General features: G+C 55.5%; 24 protein-coding genes. 7 read left to right on the top strand and 17 right to left on the bottom strand.

Annotated features, from left to right (window positions below):
• Positions 1 to 39: 39 nt before the first annotated feature.
• The 3 genes from FHW04_RS06185 to FHW04_RS06175 all read right to left on the bottom strand — a co-directional run bounded on the left by FHW04_RS06185 (position 40) and on the right by FHW04_RS06175 (position 1,847).
• Positions 40 to 585: a YfaZ family outer membrane protein gene (locus FHW04_RS06185; RefSeq protein ID WP_031375496.1), complete on the bottom strand. Its 546-nt coding sequence runs from the start codon at positions 583 to 585 to the stop codon at positions 40 to 42.
• A 142-nt stretch (positions 586 to 727) separates the two neighbouring features.
• Positions 728 to 1,429, bottom strand: a complete 702-nt coding sequence (locus tag FHW04_RS06180) for an LrgB family protein (protein WP_031375497.1) — start codon at positions 1,427 to 1,429, stop codon at positions 728 to 730.
• Positions 1,422 to 1,847 carry a CidA/LrgA family protein gene (locus tag FHW04_RS06175; RefSeq protein WP_031375498.1) on the bottom strand — a complete coding sequence of 142 codons (426 nt, stop codon included), beginning with the start codon at positions 1,845 to 1,847 and terminating at the stop codon, positions 1,422 to 1,424. Before FHW04_RS06175 ends, FHW04_RS06180 begins: the two co-directional genes overlap by 8 nt.
• A gap of 103 nt (positions 1,848 to 1,950) precedes the next feature.
• Here FHW04_RS06175 and FHW04_RS06170 point away from each other — a divergent pair, with 103 nt between their 5' ends.
• Complete coding sequence (locus tag FHW04_RS06170; RefSeq protein WP_031375499.1) at positions 1,951 to 2,853, top strand: LysR family transcriptional regulator; 903 nt, start codon at positions 1,951 to 1,953, stop codon at positions 2,851 to 2,853.
• Positions 2,854 to 2,897: 44 nt separating this feature from the next.
• Here FHW04_RS06170 and FHW04_RS06165 read toward each other — a convergent pair whose 3' ends face one another.
• The 4 genes from FHW04_RS06165 to soxR form a co-directional block, all read right to left on the bottom strand.
• A complete protein-coding gene (locus tag FHW04_RS06165; RefSeq protein WP_089561281.1) occupies positions 2,898 to 4,547 on the bottom strand; it encodes a Na+/H+ antiporter in 1,650 nt (549 codons plus the stop codon).
• A 147-nt stretch (positions 4,548 to 4,694) separates the two neighbouring features.
• Positions 4,695 to 6,044, bottom strand: coding sequence for an NCS2 family permease (locus tag FHW04_RS06160; protein WP_069729447.1), 1,350 nt, complete (start codon positions 6,042 to 6,044; stop codon positions 4,695 to 4,697).
• A 361-nt stretch (positions 6,045 to 6,405) separates the two neighbouring features.
• Positions 6,406 to 7,071, bottom strand: coding sequence for a glutathione S-transferase family protein (locus FHW04_RS06155; protein ID WP_089561280.1), 666 nt, complete (start codon positions 7,069 to 7,071; stop codon positions 6,406 to 6,408).
• 39 nt (positions 7,072 to 7,110) lie between these two features.
• On the bottom strand, positions 7,111 to 7,596 hold the full coding sequence (gene soxR, locus FHW04_RS06150; protein ID WP_031375502.1) for a redox-sensitive transcriptional activator SoxR: 486 nt from the start codon (positions 7,594 to 7,596) through the stop codon (positions 7,111 to 7,113).
• Between the two features lie 100 nt (positions 7,597 to 7,696).
• On the opposite strand from soxR, the gene soxS reads away from it, so the two are divergent.
• Entirely contained in the window at positions 7,697 to 8,122 is a 426-nt protein-coding gene (gene soxS, locus FHW04_RS06145; protein WP_031375503.1) for a superoxide response transcriptional regulator SoxS, read from the top strand.
• A 253-nt stretch (positions 8,123 to 8,375) separates the two neighbouring features.
• Positions 8,376 to 8,657: a YjcB family protein gene (locus tag FHW04_RS06140; RefSeq protein ID WP_046288557.1), complete on the top strand. Its 282-nt coding sequence runs from the start codon at positions 8,376 to 8,378 to the stop codon at positions 8,655 to 8,657.
• Positions 8,658 to 8,749: 92 nt separating this feature from the next.
• On the opposite strand, the gene FHW04_RS06135 is transcribed toward FHW04_RS06140, so the two are convergent.
• Both FHW04_RS06135 and FHW04_RS06130 read right to left on the bottom strand, forming a co-directional pair.
• Positions 8,750 to 9,700: an ATP-grasp fold amidoligase family protein gene (locus FHW04_RS06135; protein ID WP_031375505.1), complete on the bottom strand. Its 951-nt coding sequence runs from the start codon at positions 9,698 to 9,700 to the stop codon at positions 8,750 to 8,752.
• Between the two features lie 8 nt (positions 9,701 to 9,708).
• Positions 9,709 to 10,965, bottom strand: coding sequence for an oligosaccharide flippase family protein (locus FHW04_RS06130; protein ID WP_031375506.1), 1,257 nt, complete (start codon positions 10,963 to 10,965; stop codon positions 9,709 to 9,711).
• A gap of 525 nt (positions 10,966 to 11,490) precedes the next feature.
• Between FHW04_RS06130 and FHW04_RS06125 the strand changes: the two genes are divergently transcribed.
• Complete coding sequence (locus tag FHW04_RS06125) at positions 11,491 to 11,886, top strand: transposase (RefSeq protein ID WP_031375507.1); 396 nt, start codon at positions 11,491 to 11,493, stop codon at positions 11,884 to 11,886.
• A gap of 924 nt (positions 11,887 to 12,810) precedes the next feature.
• Here the strand turns inward: FHW04_RS06125 and FHW04_RS06120 are convergent.
• Together FHW04_RS06120 and FHW04_RS06115 are read right to left on the bottom strand one after the other, a co-directional pair.
• Positions 12,811 to 13,770, bottom strand: a complete 960-nt coding sequence (locus FHW04_RS06120) for a DMT family transporter (RefSeq protein ID WP_069729446.1) — start codon at positions 13,768 to 13,770, stop codon at positions 12,811 to 12,813.
• Between the two features lie 75 nt (positions 13,771 to 13,845).
• On the bottom strand, positions 13,846 to 14,673 hold the full coding sequence (locus FHW04_RS06115) for an AraC family transcriptional regulator (protein ID WP_031375509.1): 828 nt from the start codon (positions 14,671 to 14,673) through the stop codon (positions 13,846 to 13,848).
• A 127-nt stretch (positions 14,674 to 14,800) separates the two neighbouring features.
• On the opposite strand from FHW04_RS06115, the gene FHW04_RS06110 reads away from it, so the two are divergent.
• Positions 14,801 to 15,331 (top strand): isochorismatase family protein, encoded by a 531-nt coding sequence (locus FHW04_RS06110; RefSeq protein WP_031375510.1) that lies wholly within the window; start codon positions 14,801 to 14,803, stop codon positions 15,329 to 15,331.
• Between the two features lie 85 nt (positions 15,332 to 15,416).
• Here FHW04_RS06110 and ssb1 read toward each other — a convergent pair whose 3' ends face one another.
• Positions 15,417 to 15,971, bottom strand: coding sequence for a single-stranded DNA-binding protein SSB1 (gene ssb1 / locus FHW04_RS06105; protein ID WP_031375511.1), 555 nt, complete (start codon positions 15,969 to 15,971; stop codon positions 15,417 to 15,419).
• Between the two features lie 224 nt (positions 15,972 to 16,195).
• Here ssb1 and uvrA point away from each other — a divergent pair, with 224 nt between their 5' ends.
• Together uvrA and FHW04_RS06095 are read left to right on the top strand one after the other, a co-directional pair.
• On the top strand, positions 16,196 to 19,024 hold the full coding sequence (gene uvrA, locus FHW04_RS06100) for an excinuclease ABC subunit UvrA (protein WP_089561279.1): 2,829 nt from the start codon (positions 16,196 to 16,198) through the stop codon (positions 19,022 to 19,024).
• A gap of 233 nt (positions 19,025 to 19,257) precedes the next feature.
• The gene (locus tag FHW04_RS06095) at positions 19,258 to 20,322 is read left to right on the top strand and encodes an NAD(P)-dependent alcohol dehydrogenase (protein ID WP_031375512.1); all 1,065 of its coding nucleotides are present in this window, start codon (positions 19,258 to 19,260) and stop codon (positions 20,320 to 20,322) included.
• Positions 20,323 to 20,374: 52 nt separating this feature from the next.
• Here FHW04_RS06095 and FHW04_RS06090 read toward each other — a convergent pair whose 3' ends face one another.
• From FHW04_RS06090 to FHW04_RS06070, 5 genes are all read right to left on the bottom strand, one after another.
• Positions 20,375 to 20,698, bottom strand: coding sequence for an MmcQ/YjbR family DNA-binding protein (locus tag FHW04_RS06090; RefSeq protein WP_089561278.1), 324 nt, complete (start codon positions 20,696 to 20,698; stop codon positions 20,375 to 20,377).
• Positions 20,698 to 21,117 (bottom strand): secondary thiamine-phosphate synthase enzyme YjbQ, encoded by a 420-nt coding sequence (locus tag FHW04_RS06085; protein ID WP_031375514.1) that lies wholly within the window; start codon positions 21,115 to 21,117, stop codon positions 20,698 to 20,700. Before FHW04_RS06085 ends, FHW04_RS06090 begins: the two co-directional genes overlap by 1 nt.
• Before the next feature lie 119 nt (positions 21,118 to 21,236).
• Positions 21,237 to 22,430 (bottom strand): aromatic amino acid transaminase, encoded by a 1,194-nt coding sequence (locus FHW04_RS06080; protein WP_089561327.1) that lies wholly within the window; start codon positions 22,428 to 22,430, stop codon positions 21,237 to 21,239.
• A 42-nt stretch (positions 22,431 to 22,472) separates the two neighbouring features.
• Complete coding sequence (locus FHW04_RS06075) at positions 22,473 to 23,087, bottom strand: YitT family protein (RefSeq protein WP_046288554.1); 615 nt, start codon at positions 23,085 to 23,087, stop codon at positions 22,473 to 22,475.
• A 241-nt stretch (positions 23,088 to 23,328) separates the two neighbouring features.
• Complete coding sequence (locus tag FHW04_RS06070; RefSeq protein WP_031375515.1) at positions 23,329 to 23,808, bottom strand: Lrp/AsnC family transcriptional regulator; 480 nt, start codon at positions 23,806 to 23,808, stop codon at positions 23,329 to 23,331.
• Between the last annotated feature and the right edge of the window lie 96 nt (positions 23,809 to 23,904).

Genomic DNA, 23,904 nt, shown 5'->3' with positions numbered 1-23,904 from the left:
ACCCCACAGGGTACCGCCCTTTTTTCTGGATCGGCAGAATCAGAAGCGCAGCGATGCGCCGACGTACGGACCGTCGACCAGCACGTTATCTTTACGGCCATCTTTGTTGTTCAGCTCGATGTACTGATAACCGACGCGCAGGTTAAGCAGTGAAATCGGGGTGAAGCTCAGGCCACCGCCCGCTTCCTGGTAGCTGTCGAGCTGATCGGTGAAGGATTCTGGCGCGTAATAATATTCGCCATACAGACCCCACATGCTGTTGAAGTTGTATTGCGCTGCGCCACCCAGCGCCACCGCAAATCCATCTTTTCCATCTTCAGGATGGGTGAAGATCGCTTTTGCGGTCGGCGCCAGACGCAGAGGTCCGAAGTCAACGTTGTAACCCAGACCGGCACCGTAGGTGCTGCCGTCATGGTCGCTGCGCAGCCAGTTGCCTTTCAGAAACAGGCCAGGGGTTGTGGTGCCGAGACCCACATTCAGGTTGGTGTTGTGCTCGCTGACGTCAACACTGCCTTCGATTGCCTGAGCGGCACCGCTCAGTAAAACGAGGCCAAGTGCGCTCCCGGTAACAAGTTGCTTAAACATGATTCCACTCCGTGAAGGACAATTAATTCGGCCGCAAGGTTAACAGTCTGAAACGCGGAGACAACATTATTTAGCAAGCTTTACGTAAAAATACGTGTCACCGGTCCGGTGTCGCGCCACGGCTGGCAGCACGACGCGCCGGTTACGCCGGTATCGCCCACATCAGGTGGCCAATCAGCGGGGCCAGTACCACGGTAACAACGCCGGACAGCATCATCACCAGGCTGGCCACCACACCCTCCTGTGGGCCCATCTGATAGGCGCGTGCCGTACCGGCACCGTGCGAGGCGGCACCTAATCCTGCCCCTTTTGCCACGCCCTGCTTAATCGCGATCCGCAGAAACAGCACATCGCCGACCGCCATGCCAAACACGCCGGTGATCACCACGAACAGCGCCACCAGATCTGGCTGGCCACCAATCGGCCCGGCCGCCGCCAGCGCAAACGGCGTGGTAATGGAGCGCACCGCCAGGCTGCGCTGAATCGACTCCGGCAGCGTTAACAGACGCGCCAGCCATACTGAGCTGCACACCGCGACCACCGTGGCGGTGAGCACCCCAGCGCTGAGCGACAGCCAGTGGCGTTTGATGATTGCCACGTTCTCATACACCGGCACCGCAAACGCCAGCGTCGCCGGACCCAGCAGCCAGAGTAACCAGTGATTTTCGGCAATGTAGTCCTGCCAGCTGATGTGAGTCAGCAGCAGCAGCGCCACCAGCACCACCGGCGTCATGACCAGCGGCATCAGCAGCAGCGTGCGCCAGCGGCGATAAAGCCGTTTATTCAGTGCGTAGACCAGCAGCGTCACCACCACGCACAACAGGCTGATTATCAGATCACGCATCGCCGGCCTGCTTACGCGCAGCGCGCGCGATTTCATAGCGGTAGAGTCGATCAACCACCAGCGCCGTCGAGGCCAGCACCAGCATCGTACTGACGCCAATCACCACGCAGATGCGCCAGCCGTCCACCCGCAGCAGGTCGCCGTAGTTCACCACCGCCACCACCGCCGGAATAAAGAACAGCAGCATCTCGGCCAGTAACCAGCGGGAGCCCGCTTTAACCCAGCTCAGCGGCACTATCCGGGTGACGATGAGCACCAGCATCAGCACCATGCCGACAATATTGGCGGGCAGCGGCAGGTGCAGCCAGTTGACCAGTTGCTCGCAGGCGACAAAGACGCCGATATATAACCCCAGCTGGAGCGGCAGGCTGAGCCATTGCAGCCGGCTGGGTCTGCGTGAACTGATTGCGAATGCCATCGCCTTTTCTCCCCGATTAAATTCAGGAGGACAGTATAAATCGCCGACAGAAGGTGAAAAAAATGAATTAATATTATTGGAATCATGCCGAAAAGGAATAGTTATGGACGTTCGTGCCCTGCGTTACTTTACCGAAGTGGTACGCCAGCAGAGTTTCACCCGCGCGGCGCAAAAACTGTTCGTCACCCAGCCGACCATCAGCAAGATGTTACGCCAGCTGGAGGAAGAACTGGGCTGTACCCTGATCCTGCGTGATGGCCGTCGCCTGCACCTGACCGACAGCGGCCAGGCGGTCTATCAGCGTGGCGTGGCGATTCTGCAGGAATTCCATCAACTTGAGGCGGAGATCGGCGATATTAACCAGCTGAAGACCGGAGAACTGCGGCTCGGCATTCCGCCGATGGTCGGTATGCAGATTGCCGGATCGATCTCCGCCTTTCGCCGTCGTTATCCTGGCGTGAAGCTGAAAATTTCTGAGTTCGGCGGCCTGACCGTGCAGCAGGCGGTGCTGGCCGGCAGCCTTGATATTGCTCTGACGGCGCTGCCGGTTGATGCGGAGCTGCCGCTGAATACCCTACCGCTGATGCATCACCCGCTGTGCGTGCTGCTGCCGCGCCGGCCGGAGTGGCTGAGTCGCAGCCAGATTGGGCTGGCCGAACTGGCGCAGCATCCGCTGCTGATTTTTAATGAGGAGTTTTCACTGAACCGGCAGTTGATGCAGGCGTTCCAGCGACAGAACCTGACGCCAACGGTAGCGGTACGCAGCGGCCAGTGGGATTTTCTGGCGGCGATGGTGCAGGCGGAAATGGGGCTGGCGATTCTGCCGGAGCCAATCTGTCAGCGGCTGGATAAACAGTCGTTGCTGTGGCTACCGCTGGAATCGGAGCTGAAGTGGAGTCTGGGTTTGATCTGGCGTGAAGGTAACTATCTGTCGCGCAGCGCTCAGGCGTGGATCGCCTGCTGCCGCGAACACTGGCCAGACCAGGCACCGCGCCTGTCGGTCTGAACCGGCGGCACGCTGCACTGGCGGTGCAGCGTGCCGGCAGAGGCTTACTCTTCTTTTTCGATCAGTAATGCTTCAAGCAGGTCGAGATCGTGCAGCAGTTTCTGCATCGTCTCATTGGAGATCTGCTGGGTCGCGCGCAGATGGTAGACCTCGGCCCGTTCGGCACGCAGGCCGGTCAGGCGGAAGCGGCGCTCCAGGTTCTCAGCGAACAGCGCGTGCTCAAGGTCATTTTTCCCTTCAGCGCGGCGGCGTAAGTTGCCGATCACCCGCAGACTCACCTCTTTCAGCAGTTCGGGATCGATGTTCTGGTCCGACTCTTTTTCCAGTCGCGCTTCCATCTTATGCAGGCTCTCAATCGCCACGCTGGCCATTACTGCGCGGGCATTTTGCAGCTCACGACGATGCGCACCTTTATCAATGGTATCAATACCGCGCAGCAGAATCGGCAGGATCACCACTCCGACCAGCAGCGAGAACAGGATCACCCCGGTGGCGATAAACACCAGCTCATAACGCGCCGGGAACGGATCACCGTTGCTGAGGAACAGCGGAATCGACAGCACACCAGCGAGGGTAATCGCCCCGCGGACGCCGGCAAAGGAAGCGATCAGCAGTTCACGCAGCGAGTAGTTGGAGAACTCCAGCGGCTTCTTCTTCAGCAGACGTTTGCTGAAGCGCTGCATGATAAACAGCCAGCCAAAACGCACCAGCATCAGCGCCAGATAGACCAGCCCGATATCGGCGAACAGCATCCACAGCTCAACGTTTGGATCGGCATTAGCCTGATCCACCGAGGTTTGCAGAATGTCCGGCAGCTGCAGGCCCAGCATCAGGAACACCATGCCGTTGAACACGAACTCCAGCATCTGCCAGACGCTATTGGCGCGCAAACGCATCGCCAGCGGTGCCTGACGGATAATGCCGGAACGGGTGATGGTCATCCCCGCCGCGACGGCCGCCAGGATACCCGATACGCCGAGGTGTTCCGCAATCAGGTAAGAGGCGAACGGCAGCAGCAGCAGCAGCACGGTCTGGGTGGCCGGATCGTCACCGCTCCAGCGGCTGAGTATGCGCAGCGATTTACCGTACAGCCAGCAGACCGCCACACCGGCGATCAGACCACCAATCGCCACTTTCAGGAATTCGACGCTGGCACCGCCCCAGGTAAATACCATGGTGCCCATCGCGACGGCGACGGCGAATTTCAGCGACACCAGACCTGACGCGTCGTTCATCAGGGCTTCGCCCTGCACAATCGACATGATTTTCTTCGGGATACGCCCTTCGCCGACAATCCCGGAGAGCGCCACGGCATCGGTCGGAGACAGCACCGCCGCCAGCGCAAAGGCCGGGATCAGCGGAATGCCGGGCACCATCCAGTAGATCAGATAGCCAATGCCGACCACGGTAATCAATACCAGCGCCAGCGCTAAGCCAATAATCTCGCGACCATGATGCAGGAACTCGCTGATTGGCGTTTTCCAGCCGTCAGCAAACAGCAGCGGCGGGATAAACAGCACCAGAAACAGTTCCGGGTCAAAATCTACATGCAGACCAAAAGTGGGCCAGGCCAGCAGTGCGCCAGCGGCGATCTGCACCAGCGGCAGCGGGATCTGAAAGGGCAAAATACGGGCAGCGACGCCAGAGAGCGACACCACCAGCGTCATGATGAGAATAGTAAAAAAGATTTCCATGCTTTCCTTAGGCGCGTCGTTATCTTTCAATCATTGTTGAGCGCTAAAGTGTAAAACAAACCGAAGCCTGAAGGGTCAGCTACGCGTGCGGCTGGCGGGAAAAAAGTGAAAAATTCCGGACGCACCGCTGCGCGCCCGGTTGATCAGTCAGATCGCCCAGCCGCCGGCGTAAAACGCCACCAGCGCTACGGCGATCAGCACCGTCCCGAGGTTCAGCTTGCGCCATTCACCCGCAAAAACGCGGCCGACCACCAGCGAGGCAAAGCCGATCATGATGCCGGTGACGATGTTGCAGGTCAGCACGATAATCACCGCGGTCAACAGGCCGGACATCGCATCGACGAAGTCATTAAAGTCGATTTTCGCCACGTTACTCAGCATCAGCAGACCGACATACATCAGCGCGGGTGCGGTAGCGTAAGCCGGTACCAGCCAGGCCAGCGGTGACATAAACAGGATCACCATAAACAGCAGGCCGACCACGATGGCGGTCAGGCCGGTTTTTCCGCCCGCCGCAGTACCGGCCGCTGACTCGATATACACCGCCGCAGGTGACGCGCCGACCAGGCCCGCAAACAGGCTGCTGACCGAATCGGTCGTCAGGGCGCGACCGCCATTGATAATCTGGCCCTGCTTATCCAGCAGATTGGCCTGCCCCGCCACCGCGCGAATGGTGCCGGTGGCGTCAAATACTGCGGTCATTACCAGTGCCAGCACGCTCGGCAGCACCACCGGCTGCAACGCGCCCATGATGTCGAGGCTGAACACCAGCGACTGACCGCTGGCGTCACGCAGGCTCGGCAGAGCAAACAATCCTTTGTAGCTCACCGCCGGATCGAAGATCAGCCCGAGCAGCGAAATGGCGATAATCGTCATCAGAATGCCGCCCGGTACCCGCCGTTTTTCCAGGCCAAAAATCGCCGCCAGTCCCAGCAGCGTCATGATCACCGGGAAAGTAGCAAACTGACCCAGCGCAACCGGCAAACCCGGTGCCGGGTTTTTTACCACCAGACCGACGCCATCCGCCGCGATCAGCAGCAGGAACAATCCAATTCCGACGCCGGTGCCATGCGCCACGCCCATTGGCAGGTTGCGCAGGATCCACGCCCGAATGCCGGTCACCGAGATCAGGGTAAACAGCAACCCCATCAGGAATACCGCACCGAGCGCGACCGGTACGCTGATGTGCTGGCCCAGCACCAGGCTAAAGGCGGTAAAGGCGGTCAGCGAAATGGCGCAGCCAATCGCCATCGGCAGATTGGCCCACAGCCCCATCAGGATGGAGCCGAAACTGGCTACCAGGCAGGTGGCGACAAATACCGCGGTTGGCGGGAAACCGGCTTTACCGAGCATGCCCGGTACCACAATGACCGAATAGACCATCGCCAGAAAGGTAGTCAGTCCGGCCAGAATTTCCTGACGCACGCTGCTGCCGCGCGCCGAGATCGCGAACCAGGCGTCCAGTTTTCCACTGGCCGGGCGTGATTCAATTGACATAGTTGAGCCTCAAAGATTTTTTGTAGTGTGGATCGCTCTGCGACCGTCGCTGTCCCTGAAATAAGCGGGTAATCCGGCTGCACTGATGGAGTAATTCCACCAGGCAAACGTTTACCTTGCCGCAGATAGTTGGCAGTCAAAGGACCGCCAGATAAAAAGGCAAACGATTATCCGGCGTTTACCGGCACATTTTCAACTGGCGGAAGGACATTAATCAGCATAAAGATCAGGTGGTGAGCGCCGTTTTCGGCCAGGCAGCGGCTGACCGCATCGGCTGAGGCGTTGAAGTTACAGACATTTTTAAACGCTGAACGGCTGGCAGCGCCGCACGAAAAAAAACGGTGCGCCAGCAGAGAGAGGATTAACCTAGCAGAGAGAGTTCGCCGCCCTGATCGATAGCCCGCTGCCAGGCAGCACGCTGCTGAACGGTTTGCAGCCATTTCTGACTGGCCGGCATCTGCTCCATCCCGACACGTTGCGCCAGGGCCAGCAGCGGGAAGCTCATCTGAATGTCGGCGATACTGAAGCGCTGACCCGCGAACCACGGATTAGCCGCCAGATGCTGCTCAATCATTTTCATATGCGGTTGCAGCTGTTTATCGAGCCAGGCCTTCTGCACCCCTTTGCCAAACGCCGCGCCAACCGGGCGCAGCAGCCAGGGCACCGGCGCTTTCCCCATCTGTCCGAAGATCAGCTTCATCACCAGCAGCGGCATCAGCGAACCCTCGGCGTAGTGCAGCCAGTAGCGCGACTGCAACAGCGACTCTTCATCACTCAGCTTCAGCCGGAATTCGTGATCATATTTCTGTTCCAGATACTCGAGAATCGCCCCGGATTCCGCCACCACCCGGTTTTCATCGGTAATCACCGGTGATTTTCCCAGCGGATGCACTTTTTTCAGCGCCTCGGGCGCCAGCATGGTTGGCTCGCGTTGATAACGTTTGATCTGATACGGCACTTCCAGCTCTTCCAGCAGCCATAGCACCCGATGTGAACGTGATTGCTCGAGATGGTGAACGGTGATCATCATGATTCCCTGTGTGTTGACCTCCCACCAGTATAGACGTCACTCCGCGTCCGGATGGTTACCGTCCTGTTCCGGGTCGAGCAGCACCGCTCCTGACCCTTGCTGACCCAGCCGATCGCCCGGATTGCGCAGCGGACAATCGCGCATCGACAGACAGCCGCAGCCGATACAGCCATCAAGGTCGTTGCGCAACCGGGTCAGGGTTTCGATGCGCTTATCCAGCTCTTCGCGCCAGTGCTGAGTCAGGGCGTCCCACTCCGGGGCCGACATCCGCTTATTGGCCGGAATATGCTCAAGGCTGTCGCTGACGGTCGCCAGCGGAATACCGATGCGTTGCGCAATTTTGATGATAGCCACGCGTCGCAGCACATCACGGCTGTAACGCCGCTGATTACCGCCGTTACGGGTACTGAATATCAACCCTTTGGTTTCATAGAAGTGCAGCGCTGACACCGCGACGCCGCTGCGGCGCGCCACTTCGCCCGGCGTTAATACCGGTTTGGGGTAGTTGCGATCTTTTTTCATCTGGCTCTTTACCTCAAGTTAACTTGAGGAATTATACTCGCTTCCCATCAAAACGACTAAACTCCCATTACCGCTTATTAAGCACCAGAAGGATGAGGCCATGATGCAAGAAGAGATCATTCATTCCCTGACGCACTGGATTGACCAGAATCTGGACAAAAGTTTGTCCATTGATGAAGTGGCAGCAAAATCGGGTTATTCGAAATGGCACCTGCAGCGGATGTTCCGTACCGTCACCAAACAGACGCTTGGCGGCTATATCCGTGAACGCCGCCTGACGCTGGCAGCCGAAGCGCTGTCTCAGACCCAGCGCCCGGTGTTTGATATCGCGATGCAGTACGGCTATGACTCGCAGCAGACCTTCTCGCGGGTGTTTCGCCGCCAGTTCTCGCAAACCCCTACCGCCTACCGTCACACCATGCGCCGTCAGGCGATTCAGCGCCCTCGCCTGCTGAGCTTCGGCTGCAATGACAGCATGGCCAGCTTTACCCAGCGCACCACCGGCGAGTGCTGCCCGGTCCGTTAACTGTCAGGACGCCCGTCTTCGGGCGTGCCTGATCGCCTCTCTGATTTGCCCTTCCCGCTGTTCATATCTGCAACAATTTCCTGCCATACCAGTGTCAAATTTTGTTCAAAATTTCAAATCGGATGATATAATGTGACCCAAGTCACACTATGAACCTGGGTTGACGGCGCTAAAGCACTTCCTGACACGCTTTTCCGCCGCCGGTGATGTCCGCAAATTGTCAGGAATACTAACTGATATTGAGGTCCGGCCGATGGCTACGTTAACCACCAGTCTGCTTGTTATGCGTTGGGAATTGTTGAGCGCAGTAATGATGTTTTTCGCCAGCACCCTGAAAACCAAATTGCGTCAGGATAGTCATCATGTGATGGCATTCATGTGTGGCGGGATTGGTTTAGGCATGACCTGCTGGTTCGTTACCGGTCTGATGGGAATTACCCTGAGCATGGAAAACGTGCACAACTTCATGGAAATCTCTAAGCACGCCTTTATCGACGTGATGAGTCAGGCGCCTGCTGAATGGCCGATGCCCTGATCGAGTGATACGCTGAGACTGTCGCGTCGATAGCCTGATTTTTGCCAATAAAAAACCCCGCCAGGCGGGGTTTTTTACATTGCTGTGTGTGCTTAAACTTTCTTCAACATGGCAGGGATATTAACATCCTGCACTGTGACGCCCGGTCTCTGCGTTCCGCGGCGGTCCTGAATCCACATATCTCCCATCATCTGGTTTAAACCCCGATCCAATCCGGTCACCAGGCCTGCACCCGGCGTGAAAGTGAGTTCACCGAAATAGATCTGTTCTTCATGGATATACCAATCGACCCGCACGTAATCGAAATCACTGGCCAGCTTTTTGCTCAGATCGAGCGCATGTTGCAGTGACGGCAGAATCGGCGAGACATCCAGGCCGGTATCGCGAATCTTGTGAAACGCCTCGTTGAGGTTATTCACGTAGAAGTTCATCGACAGCAGCGGCTGGCAGCGGTTGTAGATCACCTGCAGCACATATTCGAACTTGCCATCACGCTTGTTGAACATGTGGAACTTGTAATCAATCGGCGCGCTTTTGCCATCACCGATGTATTTCTCCACCAGGATGCGCGGCTTGATGTAGCGATAGTGGATCTCACGTGCTTCGTTAGCGAAGTCGGTCTTCAGCCAGCGGTAGCAGTCGTGAATAATCTGCTGTTTGCGCAGCGCGTCTGGCTCTTCCAGCAGAATCTCCACCATGTTGGAGGCGTGGTTCGGCTTAATCACCGTCCCTTTCCAGCACGGTAAGCTGTTCAGCGTGGTCGGGTCAGTGGTTTCGTGTACCAGCGGAATCAGATATTCATTACCGATTTTTTCGGCAATAAATTCACGCACCGAATATTTGTCCGACAGGCGGCCATAGTTCTGGTAATCGCCATAGACAAATTTACGGTACAACACCTTTTCGTTGAACACTTTTGGCTGACGCAGATTGGGCAGCTTTCTGAACTTGTGGAAGTAGTAGATGCGGTCCTGGTACGCCCAGGGCATCTTCTTAATAAAGTACTGCACACTTCTTCTGAGTTCTTCTTTCAACTTGAGCATATCGGACCTCATTTGTAGGTTTTGTAGTTGAGTGAGGAAACTTGAATCTTTTGAATGACGCCGTTTTTAAAGAAGTAATTCATGACGGTCAGGGACAAAAGCTCTGAAAGGAAAACGCTCCACGCGGCTCCCATGATGCCGTGGCCCTGAATCAACCACCATGAGAGCGGCAAACTGATGACCATCAGACAAATGATTTTCTTCAGCAGATAGTTAAACCCTCCCTCCTTAACCATGTAGCGATAAGCTACTGTCCCCATTGCCGAAAAGCTGGTCGCTATCGACAGCAACGTTATGAGACTTCCTGACTGTGTAAATTCCGGACCATACAACGCGATAATGATCTGCTCGCCGAATAACGAGATGACCAGCAGCATCAGCAATGAAACACCCATAACGTAACCATTGAGCCGGGCCGCCAGCTTGATGGCCACCTCGCCACGCTCTCTGAAGATTTCAGTGAAGCAGGAGGTAATCAGCGCCACCGGGATAAAAATCCACGAGGCAGAAATGGTATTAGCCGCGGCAAACAGGCCGAGGTCGCGCGCCGGGGCGGTGCCCGCCAGGAACATCTGCGCCGCTTTGACCTGGACAGAAATAAAGATGCTGGAGATCGCCAGCGGCAGACCGGCATACATCAGGTAACGCAGATAGGCAGTCCGCTTTTCACGCGGCGGCATCTGATCCTGGTGTTCCTGATAAAAGTTGTGCCGCTTGATCAGGTAAGGCACCAGCGTCACCGCCACAATCGACAGCGTCAGCCACAGCGGATTCAGCCGCAGCCAGGCGATGGTAAAGCTGATAGCGAAACTCAGCAGCATGCCGACCGCATTGGCGATGGTATTCAGACGCGAGGCAAGACGCGCATTGTTGTAAACGCTGAACGTATCCTGGGTGACAAAAACCGAGGCAACAAATGAGGCCAGTGCAAATGCCAGGAAATTTTCCTGCATGTTGTACCAGACCCAGATTAAGACTGGCACCGAGGTGAGCAGTAAAAGCACCATGCGCAAGGTACGCGCGATGGTCATCAGGCGTAAGCCTTTCGACGCATTTTTACTGACACGCTTAAACAGAATGGTTTCGGTGCCAAAGATTGCAACGGTTTGCACCATCGCAAATAGTGAGGTTGAAAACGCCATCTGGCCAAACACCGTTGGGCCAAAGGATTTCGCCACGTAAGAAGTCACAAATATGACGCCAAACACGGAGATGATCTTCTCAGACATCATCCAGGCGGCATTAGACATTACGCTCAATTTCATCGACTCTTCCTTAGTATTACTCAACTACAACCGCTTCGGTACAACATCCCTGTAACGAATTAATAAGCGCTCAGTGGGCCTGGCGAAAATGTAAGACTTCAAACCAAGCTGGTCCGAAAATTGAGAATCACATCATGATCCGGAGAATAAATTCAGGACAATTCTTATTATATTTGGCGCGAATCGGTTCGGTTGGAAACGATTTCAGCCTGAAAATAGTGCAATCTTCATGAGTCATAACCGCTAAATTAATCAAGTCGGTTATGCTAAATATCCAACGTACGTAGAATTTTTTCGTATTTGGGATGCGATGAATTTATAACAAAAAACCGCCTCCAGGAAGGCGCGCCCCTCGGATCGGAATAAAATAAGATTTATCCCATGATGATATTTATTCTAAATATCTTAATTTAACCTTCGCAATTCAATACGCACACTTTAATACTGCATTAATAGAAACTTACAGTGCCAGGAATTATTAAAGTCATTCTCATCCATTAATCGATAAGAAAGGTAAGAGCATTTATGAGAAAGTCACGATACAGCGAAGATCAAATCACAAATGCCATTAAAGCTTCTGAATCGGGCGTTAAAGTCAGAGAGATTTGCGAAGAGCTGGGTATCTCTGAAGCAACTTTCTACAGCTGGAAGAAGAAGTTTTCTGGGCTGTCTTCCGAAGAAGGCAGGAAAATCAAAGAGCTGGAGGAAAAACTGCAGAACCTTACCCGTGAACTGCAAACCCTGAACTCTGATAAGGAGATGCTGCAAAGCGTTCTGAAGAACTTCTTTACTACGAATGAAAAACGTCAGGCGGTCGACTTCCTGCAGAGCACCTTCGACATCGGCACCCGTCGCAGCTGTCGTTTATTAGATATCAGTCGCAGCGTATATCATTATCCGTCCGGCACAGAGAATCGCTAAACCCAATGCTACCGCGCTTTTTAGACTTAACGCTGAGATTTGTTCTTACCAGAAGAGATGAAGATCATTTAACAGGACAATTGCGGCACCCTTTTCCGCTCCATTTATAACTAATGAATGGCTTCACGGCTAAGCTTCTTTTTTTGCGGTAAAATTGATTCACAACAGCAAAAGTCTCGCATTCTACGCACCTTTCCCCTCTCCCAATCCCGTTTCGGCGGGATTGGGGTCTCGTGTTTCTTCGTTAAGCTCGGCTAATCATCGGAACTGAATTGCATTCTTTCCGTTAAGCCGGCTTAAACATCGCTTTTAAAATAACCTACGCGCCTTTAAGTTAATGATGGATCTAATCCCCATTTTTGCGGTTACGCTTTAATTCGCGAGTAGTGTCATTCGGCAAAACTTTCTCCAGGATTAATCCAGGATAAATAGTTTATTACTGCTTATCACTAACGTTATGTACCTACTCATTTTGCATCCTTAGTGCGCATCAATGATGCCGGACGTTAATCTTTAAATAAAAACGCAGCGGCGGAATTCTCTTACTCTTTTATCAATGAATGAAGTTAATAGTGGTTTTTAGTCGCCGTTCTTCAGGTCCGGAAGGCAATAGCAGCAGGTCGTTAATCACTTAATCGCCATTATCTGGCCGAAATTCGTCTCATTAATGGATGAATTTCAACCACTGCCCGGGCGTTACACATCAAAAAGGATCTGATTCTGACCTGTGCTGGCTGTTTTTTAGCCTGGGCTTGTCGTCAATGGCGTGAAGATGAAGCGGCCTGTCCGGCCGGATGTGAGGTATGAAATCGATTACGTAGCGAATATGGGTGCAAAATCGTTCAAATCGGAATGCGACTTAATCTTAAAAAGCCGCGCGGACGGCTGACCGCGCGACAGAACAAAGATTATCCACTGGCAGCGTTACTCGTTGATCGCCACCACCAGCGGTTGCGGTTTTATCCGCATCGCCCACAGCACGCCAGCCATCAGAAAAATAATGCCGGCCACGGTCAGCAGCGGCGGCCAGCTTTGATGCCAGAGAAAAGTCCACAAAAGGCCAAAGAGGATTTCAAAAACGATCAATGGCCCCATCAATACAGTGGGTAAACGCTGGCTGGCGGCATTCCAGCACAGCGTCCCCAGCCAGGAGCAGAGCAGACCAATCGCCAGCATTAGCGGAATGAAGACCCGAGGATGAGGCCCAAACGGCAGCGTGAAGTCAGGCTGCTGCCAGGCGAGCTGAGCGCTGACCAGCGCATACAGCACCAGCGCCATCGGCAGCGTGACCAGCCCCTGCGCCGTAGCCCAGGTAGAAGGCCGGTGTTCAGGGTGCGTGCGCAGCCAGCGCGCGTTACGCAATGGATACCAGGTCCAGCACACCACGGCCAGCATCGCCAGCACAATCCCGGTGAGATACCGGCCGAGGTCCAGCGTGCTGCCATGAGCCTGCAACTCGGCAGCATTCACGCACACCAGCCCGGCCGCCATCAGTATTAAGGCAGGAAACAGTCGCCGCCACGGCAGTCGCCCTTCAAGATGACCGTAACAGAGGTTCGCGGTGACAGCGATCACCACCGGCAGCGTACCGATTATCATGGTCGAGACCGGCGCGCCGGTGCGCTGAATGGCATTGGCGAGAAAGGCGTAGTAAAGAAGGTTGCCCACCAGCGAAAGCTTTACCGCTTCCCGCCAGTCAGCCACAACCAGCCGCTGCAATCGACGGCGGTCGTGCCACGCCAGCGGCAGCGCAATCAGGCCAAAGGCAACGTAGCGGCCAGCTGATTGCAACGCCCCGGGATAGTCCGGCACCAGCAACGGGCCAACAAAGATCAGTCCCCACATCAGACCTGCGGTCACAGCAAACAGTACGCCAGCGAGCATAATTTTTCCCTTTATCGTTTGTCTGGCGCAGTGTGGCGAAATGAGGCGGGAAAGGCTTGTAGCAGATTGCGATTTTCAGGCCTGGCGCACCTGTTTCTGATAGCGGACCGGAGTAATACCGTACCGGTTGGCGAAGGCGCGGGTCAGGTGAGCCTGATCGGTCAGCCCCACCGCAGCCGCCACGCTGGCTGCACTCTCCCCCTGCGCCAGCCGCTGTTTAGCATCATACAGCCGAAAGGCCATCAGCATCTGATGCGGCGTCACATGATAATGCTGGCGAAAAGCACGTAAAAAGTGCCAGGGCGATAATGCTGCCAGCGCCGCCAGCTCCTCAAGGCGCACCGGTTGCGCCAGGTTTTCCCGCAGGTAATCACGTACCTTATCGAAGCGATGCGCTGGCTGAAGCCGGGCGGACGACGCCATCCGCGCCAGTGGCCGAATCTGCAATAACAGTTCCGACAGCAATCCCTGACGTGCCAGCACCGAGTCCGCCTGCCACAGTGCCGCCAGGGTGCGCGACAGCGGCTGGGCCAGACGGGAATCAGTCAGCAGTGCCTCATTAAACCACCAGCCGCGATCGCCGGTCAGCTCATCCATTAACTGTGGCTGGATATAGATCATCTGATAACGCCAGCCTTCGGCACAGGCGGATTCCCCGGTATGCAGTTCATCCGGATTCATCATCACCAGCGAATCTTTGGGTGCGGTGTATTGGGTGCCGCGATAGCGAAAGCGCTGCGCGCCAGCTTCAATAGTGCCGATACCAAAGGCTTCATGCGTATGCGGTTCAAAGGCGTAGCGAGAGATGTGAGCCTGATACAGTTCCACACCGGGTAACTCAGACAGCTGCTGAAACTGCGCGCGATCTGTCTCGCAGGGAAAAATAGCCGGAACGCCCTCCACTTCACTCTCCTCATTTAACCGACAGGCAGTTCAGCATGCCTGTGATGGACGATAAAATGCAAAATATTGCTATTCATCCGCCTGGTGCCAGGCAACACTGCTTTTTTCCGTCGCGATAGGATCAAGCATGGCACAGCGAGTGGTGTTGGTTATAGATATGCAAAATGGCGTATTCGCTACGCCGCGTTTTGACTGGCAGGGGCGGGTGGCGCAGATAAATCGTCTGACTGAGCGGGCCGATGTCACGGTGTTTATCCAGCATACCGAGGAAAGCCTGCCTGAAGGCAGTCATGCTTTTGCGCTGTTGCCCGAGATCCACCAGCCTGCCGGCGCGCATTTTATCACTAAAACGGCCTGCGACAGCTTCTGGCAGACTGGTCTGGCTGCGTTGCTTCAGACGCTGGCGGTGAAGGAATTTGTGATTTGCGGCTGTGCCACAGACTACTGCCTGGATACCACCATTAAAGTTGGTGCCAGCGCCGGCTATCGCATCACCGTGGCGGCAGATGCGCATACCACCGCCGATCGCCGCTGGGTGAGCGCAGAACAGCTGATAGGTCAGCATAATGAGGTGTGGTCGTCGCTGCTGATACCCGGCAACGTGCCGCGCGTGCTGAGCTGTGACGCAATCCTGACCGAATGGGCGTCCCTCGCCTGATCTGTTTGTGCAGCCGCTATTAAAGGTAATAAAAAGGCCCGGTATACCGGGCCTGTTTGCTATCAATGTCGCGCTGTCAGGCGGATCAGAACGGGATATCGTCGTCAAAATCCATTGGCGGTTCGTTGTTGTTGCTGGCAGGTGCGCTCTGAGGCTGCTGCTGCGGACGGGACTGCGCGCCGCCGCTGAACTGATTATTGCTGCCCTGCGGCTGCTGTGGCTGGCCCCAACCGTTGTTGTTACCGCCGCCCTGCGCGCCGCCTGCTGATGCACCGGCGTTACCGCCCTGCTGACGGCCGCCCAGCATCTGCATGGTGCCGCCGACGTTAACCACCACTTCGGTGGTGTAACGCTCCTGGCCACCCTGATCCTGCCATTTACGAGTGCGCAGCTGGCCTTCGATATAGACCTGAGACCCTTTTTTCAGGTATTCACCCGCGACTTCAGCCAGTTTGCCAAACAGCACCACACGGTGCCACTCAGTGATCTCTTTGTTTTCACCGGTCTGCTTGTCGCGCCAGCTTTCCGACGTAGCCAGCGTAATGTTGGCAACAGCGCCACCATTTGGCATATAACGTACTTCCGGATCCTGACCCAGATTCCCGACAAGAATCACTTTGTTAACGCCACGACTGGCCATGTTGCTGTCTCCCGATGAGTTAATGCATACAGTCTAATCTATCAATTCTAACACGTCCTGCTGACTGTTTCCCACTTTAGAGCGGGGTTCCAATTTTAATCATCCGCCGCCAAAAGGCAAAGAGTACTGGATATTTATTCAGTCTATTTTTTGTGCCATAATGATGCGTTTATTCTGGCCGTGTCGGCAAGGCGCGGTGAGTGCTGCTAATCCGGGAAAGGTGAATGGATAAGATCGAAGTTCGTGGTGCCCGCACCCATAATTTGAAAAACATCAACCTGACCATCCCACGCGACAAACTCATTGTGGTGACCGGCCTGTCTGGCTCCGGTAAATCCTCACTGGCGTTTGATACGCTGTATGCGGAAGGTCAGCGCCGCTATGTGGAGTCGCTCTCTGCGTATGCGCGCCAGTTTCTTTCGCTGATGGAAAAACCGGACGTCGATCATATCGAAGGTTTGTCGCCCGCCATTTCCATTGAGCAGAAATCAACCTCACATAACCCGCGATCTACGGTCGGTACCATCACCGAGATCCACGACTATCTGCGTCTGCTGTTTGCCCGCGTCGGTGAGCCGCGCTGTCCGGATCACGATGTGCCGCTGGCGGCGCAGACCGTCAGCCAGATGGTTGATCAGGTGCTCTCTCAGCCGGAAGGCCGCCGCTTGATGCTGCTGGCTCCGGTGGTGAAGGATCGTAAAGGCGAGCACACCAAAACGCTGGAAAACCTGGCGACGCAGGGCTACATTCGTGCGCGTATCGACGGCGAAGTATGCGATCTCTCCGATCCGCCAAAGCTTGAACTGCAGAAGAAGCACACCATTGAAGTAGTGATTGATCGCTTTAAAGTGCGTGCCGATCTGGCAACCCGGCTGGCCGAATCGTTTGAAACCACGCTGGATCTCTCTGGCGGCACGGCGATCGTGGCGGATATGGATGACAGCGCGGCTGAAGAGCTGCTGTTCTCTGCCAACTTTGCCTGCCCGATTTGTGGCTACAGCATGAGCGAGCTGGAACCGCGCCTGTTCTCGTTTAACAACCCTGCGGGTGCCTGTCCGACCTGTGATGGGCTGGGCGTGCAGCAATATTTCGACCCGGATCGGGTAGTCCAGAACCCGGAGCTCTCGCTGGCGGGCGGTGCAATCCGCGGCTGGGATCGCCGTAACTTCTACTATTTCCAGATGCTGCGCTCACTGGCGGAACATCTCGATTTTGATATCGAAGCGTCGTTCGGCAGCCTGCCGGATAACGTGCAGAAAGTGATTCTGTACGGTTCCGGTAAAGAGACCATTGAGTTCAAGTACATCAACGATCGGGGTGACACCTCCGTGCGTCGCCATCCGTTTGAAGGCGTGCTGAACAACATGGAACGCCGTTACAAAGAGACCGAATCGTCAGCGGTGCGCGAAGAGCTGGCGAAATTTATCAGTAACCGGGCCTGTGCCACCTGCGATGGGACGCGTCTGCGTCGTGAAGCGCGCCATGTCTTCGTGGAAAACACCACGCTGCCGACCATCTCGGAGATGAGTATCGGTCATGCGATGTCGTTCTTTGAAAACCTGAAGCTCAGCGGCCAGCGCGCCCAAATCGCGGAAAAAGTGCTGAAAGAGATCAGCGATCGCCTGAGCTTCCTGGTGAACGTCGGCCTGAACTACCTGTCGATGTCTCGTTCGGCTGAAACCCTTTCCGGCGGTGAAGCACAGCGTATCCGTCTGGCCAGCCAGATCGGCGCGGGCCTGGTGGGCGTGATGTACGTGCTGGATGAGCCCTCTATCGGCCTGCATCAGCGCGATAACGAGCGCCTGCTCGGCACCCTGATTCACCTGCGCGATCTCGGCAATACGGTGATTGTGGTTGAGCACGATGAAGATGCGATTCGGGCGGCTGACCACGTGATCGATATCGGTCCCGGCGCGGGCGTGCATGGCGGCCAGGTCGTGGCAGAAGGCACCGTGGATGAGATCATGGCGCAGGAAGCGTCACTGACCGGCCAGTTCCTTAGCGGCAAGCGTGAAATTTCCGTGCCGCCGCAGCGGGTTAAAGGCGATCCGGCCAAAGTGCTGAAGGTGACGGGCGCACGCGGCAACAACCTCAAGGACGTGACGCTGACGCTGCCGGTCGGGCTGTTTACCTGCATCACCGGCGTATCGGGTTCAGGTAAATCGACGCTGATCAACGATACGCTGTTCCCGATTGCCCAGCGCGCGCTCAACGGCGCGACCATCGCGGAACCGGCGGCCTATCGCGAGGTCACCGGCCTCGAGCATTTCGATAAGGTCATCGACATCGACCAGAGCCCGATTGGCCGGACACCGCGCTCTAACCCGGCAACCTACACCGGCATCTTCACGCCGGTACGTGAACTGTTTGCTGGCGTGCCGGAAGCGCGCTCGCGTGGATACAATCCGGGCCGCTTCAGTTTCAACGTGCGTGGTGGACGCTGTGAAGCCTGTCAGGGCGATGGCGTACTGAAAGTCGAAATGCACTTTTTACCGGACATTTATGTGCCGTGCGATCAGTGCAAAGGCAAACGCTATAACCGCGAAACGCTGGAAGTGAAGTACAAGGGCAAGAGCATCCACGAAGTGCTGGAAATGACCATTGAGGAAGCGCGGGAGTTCTTCGATGTGGTGCCGGCGCTGGCGCGTAAGTTGCAGACGCTGATCGATGTGGGTCTCTCTTACATCCGTCTCGGCCAGTCCGCTACTACTCTTTCCGGCGGTGAAGCGCAGCGCGTTAAGCTGGCGCGTGAGCTGTCGAAGCGCGGCACCGGTCAGACGCTCTATATCCTTGATGAGCCCACTACCGGCCTGCACTTTGCCGATATCCAGCAGCTGCTGGAAGTGCTGCATCAGCTGCGCGATCAGGGCAATACCATCGTGGTGATTGAGCACAATCTCGACGTGATCAAAACTGCCGACTGGATTGTCGATCTCGGTCCGGAAGGCGGCAGCGGCGGCGGTGAAATTCTGGTGGCCGGCACGCCAGAAACCGTGGCGGAGTGTGAAAAATCACACACCGCACGCTTCCTCAAACCGTTGCTGAACAAGTAATCTGTCAGGCCCGCCTCGTGCGGGCCTTTTTTTTACCGGCTGCCCATTCAGCCAGAGAAATGCAGGATCAGGCAAGATTCAGACACCTATAGGCATATACGCTTTTCGCTACGCTGACTATCCTTAAGCGGTTCCTCTTTGGCACGCCCTGCGCGTCGCCCTGTTTTCGCTGCAGCACACTGCTGCCGCACTTCACCGAAAAACACGCACGACACATCGAAACTGGAGACACCATGAATATTACGCATGCGTATGCTGCTCAGGATGCTAAATCCAAACTGGCACCGTTCGATTATCAGCCGCGTGAGCTTCGCGCTCATGACGTACAGCTTGAGGTCCTGTTCTGTGGCGTCTGCCACTCAGACCTGCATCAGGCACGTAATGAGTGGAAGAACACCATTTTCCCGGTGGTGCCTGGCCATGAAATCGTGGGTCGCGTTACTGCTGTGGGTCCACAGACTCAGAAGTATAAGGTGGGCGACCTGGTCGGCGTCGGCTGTATGGTCGACTCCTGCCGCAGCTGTCCAAGCTGTCAGGAAGGTTTAGAGCAGTATTGTGAAAATGGCTTTGTTGGCACCTATAACGGTGAAGATCGCGAAACCGGCGCCATTACCTATGGCGGTTACTCAACGGCGATGGTGGTGGATGAGAGCTTTGTGCTGCGCATCCCTGAAAACCTGGAACTGGCTGGCGTTGCGCCGCTGCTGTGTGCCGGTATCACCACTTACTCACCGCTGCGTCACTGGAATGTCGGTCCCGGCAAAAAAGTAGGCATCGTCGGATTGGGCGGTCTCGGCCATATGGGCGTCAAAATTGCTCATGCGATGGGCGCGCATGTGGTGCTGTTCACCACCTCGCCGTCTAAAATTGAAGACGGTAAACGCCTGGGCGCAGATGAAGTGGTGATTTCGAAAGATCCGGAGCAGATGGCACAGCACGCCAACAGCTTCGACTTCATTCTGAATACCGTGGCGGCACAACACGATCTCAACCCGTTCATTACCCTGCTGAAGCGCGATGGCAACATGACGCTGGTCGGTGCACCGGAGCACGATCACCCTGCGCCGCAGGTATTTAACCTGATCTTCAAGCGTCGCAGCATCGCCGGTTCACTGATTGGCGGCATTGCCGAAACGCAGGAGATGCTCGATTTCTGTGGTGAGCACGGCATCACCTCAGATATCGAACTGATTGCGATGGATCAGATCAATGAAGCCTACGAACGTATGCTGAAGAGTGATGTGAAATACCGTTTCGTTATCGATATCAACACATTGCGCAATCAGTCCGCCGCGTAATCGCTGCACCTTATCACCCTCTTCCAGCCGGGAGAGGGTTTTTTATTGCCGCCTATTTGACGGTCGCAATCTGATCAAAAGACGCATCAACCAGATAGTAGATCTGCGAATCTTTCAGTGAGCCATCAAGATACAGAGTGCTCCAGTGAGATTTGTTCAGATGCTGGCTTGGAAAAATGTCGTTATGCTCTTCGCGCAGTAATTCCGCCAGCGCCGGGGTCGATTTCAGTGAAACCGCGGGACGACCTTTCACCTCATGCACCATGGCAAACAGTACGCCGTTGCTTTTAATCTGAGTGGCTTTCCAGTCACTATGGACGCTCTGTTCCGCGCCCGGCTTGCTCATGCAATAGGTCAGTAAGTCTGAATTCGTCATTACGCTTCCCCTTGTAAAGTGGCGACAATTCGCCGCGCACCGCCATCAATGCGGTGTTCGCCCAGCCAGATCCCCTGCCAGGTGCCCAGCACCAGACGTCCGCGCTGAACCGGCAGTAACAATGATACCCCTAAGGTCGATGATTTAATGTGCGCTGGCATATCGTCACGCCCTTCGTAGTCGTGCTGATAAGGCGCATCTTCCGGAACGTGCCGCATAAAGTGCTGTTCCATGTCGCTGCGCACCGTCGGGTCGCAATTCTCGTTTAAGGTTAACGAAGCCGAGGTGTGCTGCAACAGCAGATGCAACAGGCCGGTGTTGATGTTACGCAGGGCGGAAAGCGCATCGACGATCTCATCAGTGATCAGATGAAATCCGCGTGGTTTCGCGCTAAGCGTCAGAATTTGTTGATGCCACATAGCTTTTTCCTGAAACGGTCTCCCGTTTAAGTGTGCAGCATGTCGGCGAAAGGTAAACCCTGCGGGCAAATAAAAAACCGCCGGGCTGGGCCGGCGGTTTTTACACAGCGGAACGGCGATTACATTACGGCAGCAAATGCTTCCGCAACCTGATGCACATTTCTGCTGTTCAGGCCGGCGATACACATCCGGCCGCTGCCGACCAGATAGATGCCGAACTCATTGCGCAGGCGATCAACCTGCTGTGCGCTCAGGCCGGTATAGCTGAACATACCGCGCTGCTTCAGCAGGTAGTCAAAGTTTTTACCTGGCAGTGCGGTGTTCAGCACATCGACCAGCGACTGACGCATCTCCAGGATGCGTAAGCGCATCGCTTCTACTTCTGCCAGCCAGCTCGCTTTCAGAGCATCATCATTCAACACCCGTGCCACCACCTGCGCACCAAAATTCGGTGGGCTGGAGTAGTTGCGGCGTACGGTCGCTTTTAACTGACCCAGCACCCGGCCGGCTTCCTCTGCGCTGTCGCAGACGATAGACAGACCGCCGACACGCTCACCATACAGTGAGAAGATTTTCGAGAAGGAGTTGCTGACCAGCGCTGGCAGGCCCGCTGCGGCCACGGCGCGCAGTGCATACGCATCCTGCCGCATGCCCGCACCGAAGCCCTGATAGGCAATGTCGAGGAACGGAATCAGCTGCTGCGCCTTCAGCACCTCAACGGTCTGGTCCCACTGCGCATCGGTCAGGTCGGCACCGGTCGGGTTATGGCAGCACGGATGCAGCAGAACGATGCTCTGCTGCGGCAGGGTTTTCAGCGCGCTGATAAATGCATCGAACCGCACGCCGTGGGTCTCTGCGTCATACCACGGATAGGTGTTCACCTCGAAACCGGCACCGTTGAAAATCGCCACGTGGTTTTCCCAGGTCGGATCGCTGACCCAGACCGCTGACTGCGGAAAATAACGTTTAAGGAAATCCGCACCGACTTTCAACGCGCCAGAGCCGCCCAGCGTCTGAATAGAGGCAATCCGGCCCGCCTGCAGCATCGGATGGTCGGCACCAAACAGCAGAGGCGCAATCGCGCTGCGGTAGCTGTTCAGCCCTTCCATTGGCAGATAGAGCGACGCCTGCTGTGGCTCAGCGTGCAGCTGCTGTTCAGCAGTCGCAACCGCTTTCAGCTGCGGGATGATGCTCTGCTCGTCATAGTAAAGCCCGATACTGAGGTTAACTTTGTGTTCGCGTGGGTCTTGTTTAAACGCTTCCATCAACGACAGAATCGGGTCGCCAGCATAGGCATCAACGTTTTGAAACACGGTGTAGGTCTCCATGAGTGGTCTTCGGGTAACAGAGTGTCATTAAACCAGGTAGCGTCCTGGACGGTGGTTCATCGCGATAATCAGATTAAGAATAACCGCGCCGCCAATCGAGGCGAGCAAAATCGGTACGCTCACCACAAACAGGGAGGCCAGCACCACGCAGGTATCCACCGCCATTTGCAGCTTGCCGGCGCGAATGCCAAAGCGATCCTGTAGCCACAGCGCCAGGATATTGATGCCGCCCAGGCTGGCTTTATGACGAAACAACACTATAAACCCGATTCCCATGATGACGTTACCGAACAATGTCGCATAGAACGGATCGAGGGCGGAAAAATGGACAAACAGCGGATGCAGATGGGTAAACAATGACACCAGCCCAACGGCACAAAAGGTTTTCAGGGTAAATTCCCAGCCCATGCGTTTTACCGCCAGCCAGTAGAACGGAATATTGATCAGAAAGAAGGCGCTGCCGAAGGATAACGGCGACAGGTAGCTGATCAGAAAAGCGATGCCCGCCGTACTGCCGGTCAGCGCGCCCGCCTGTTTCAACATAATGACGCCGAACGAAACCATCAGGGTGCCAAGCACAATCGCCAGTGCATCTTCAATGCGGGAATGGGGAATGCGGGCGGGTTCTGCAACGTTATCCATGGAGTTATCTCAGTGCAAATGATGCGGTTCAGATGCAAAAAACGCACCATACCGGCAGCCGATGACGGCCACCGGTAGGGTGCCAGCGATTATCCCATTGATATCTAAGGCGCTTTATTGCAGGGTTTTGTGCAAAAAACTTCGAAAAAACCGTTAATTCATGCACAAATGTTTGTTCTGGTGCGTATTACTTGCATTATTTACCGCAGTGATGCACCAAAACGGCACAGGACGCACCTTTTTAGCGCGTCTTGTGTTCTGGAATCATCATCAGCCCGTTCTCTTTCAGACGTCCCAGCACCACCGAGGTTTTTACATGAGAAACGCTCTGGTGGCCGGCGACCAGCTGGCTGATTAAGGCGCTGAGCGAATTGAGATCGGCCACCGCCACTTTTAACAGATAATCGGCATCACCGGTGGTTTTGTAGGCGTCGACAATCGCCTCTTCCTGCTCCACCATCCGATGAAAACTGTCGACATATTCGGCAGTATGATTAATTAACCGCACCTCGATCAGCCCGACCATACCCAGCCCAATCGCATCCGGTGACAGCCGGGCGTGGTAGCCAAGGATAAGGTTGGCCTGCTCCAGGTTGATCCGGCGGCGTGAGCATTGTGACGCCGACAGGCCGACTAAATCGCTCAACTCCTGATTGGTCAGGCGGCCATTAGATTGTAATAAAGTCAGGATTTTAAGGTCGTAATCGTCTACGTGAGTCATTCCGTTTCCACAGCGTTATTGGCATCGCTTTGTTACAGATAACCCGATAATCGGCGGGGTTGTCCAACACTATTTTCTGATGACGGGGGCTGTCAT

Source organism: Pantoea sp. AN62 (assembly GCF_050432985.1).
GTDB classification, from domain to species: domain Bacteria; phylum Pseudomonadota; class Gammaproteobacteria; order Enterobacterales; family Enterobacteriaceae; genus Pantoea; species Pantoea brenneri.
Note: the sequence above shows the minus strand (reverse complement) of the source record. Positions and strands in the feature narration are given on the sequence as shown.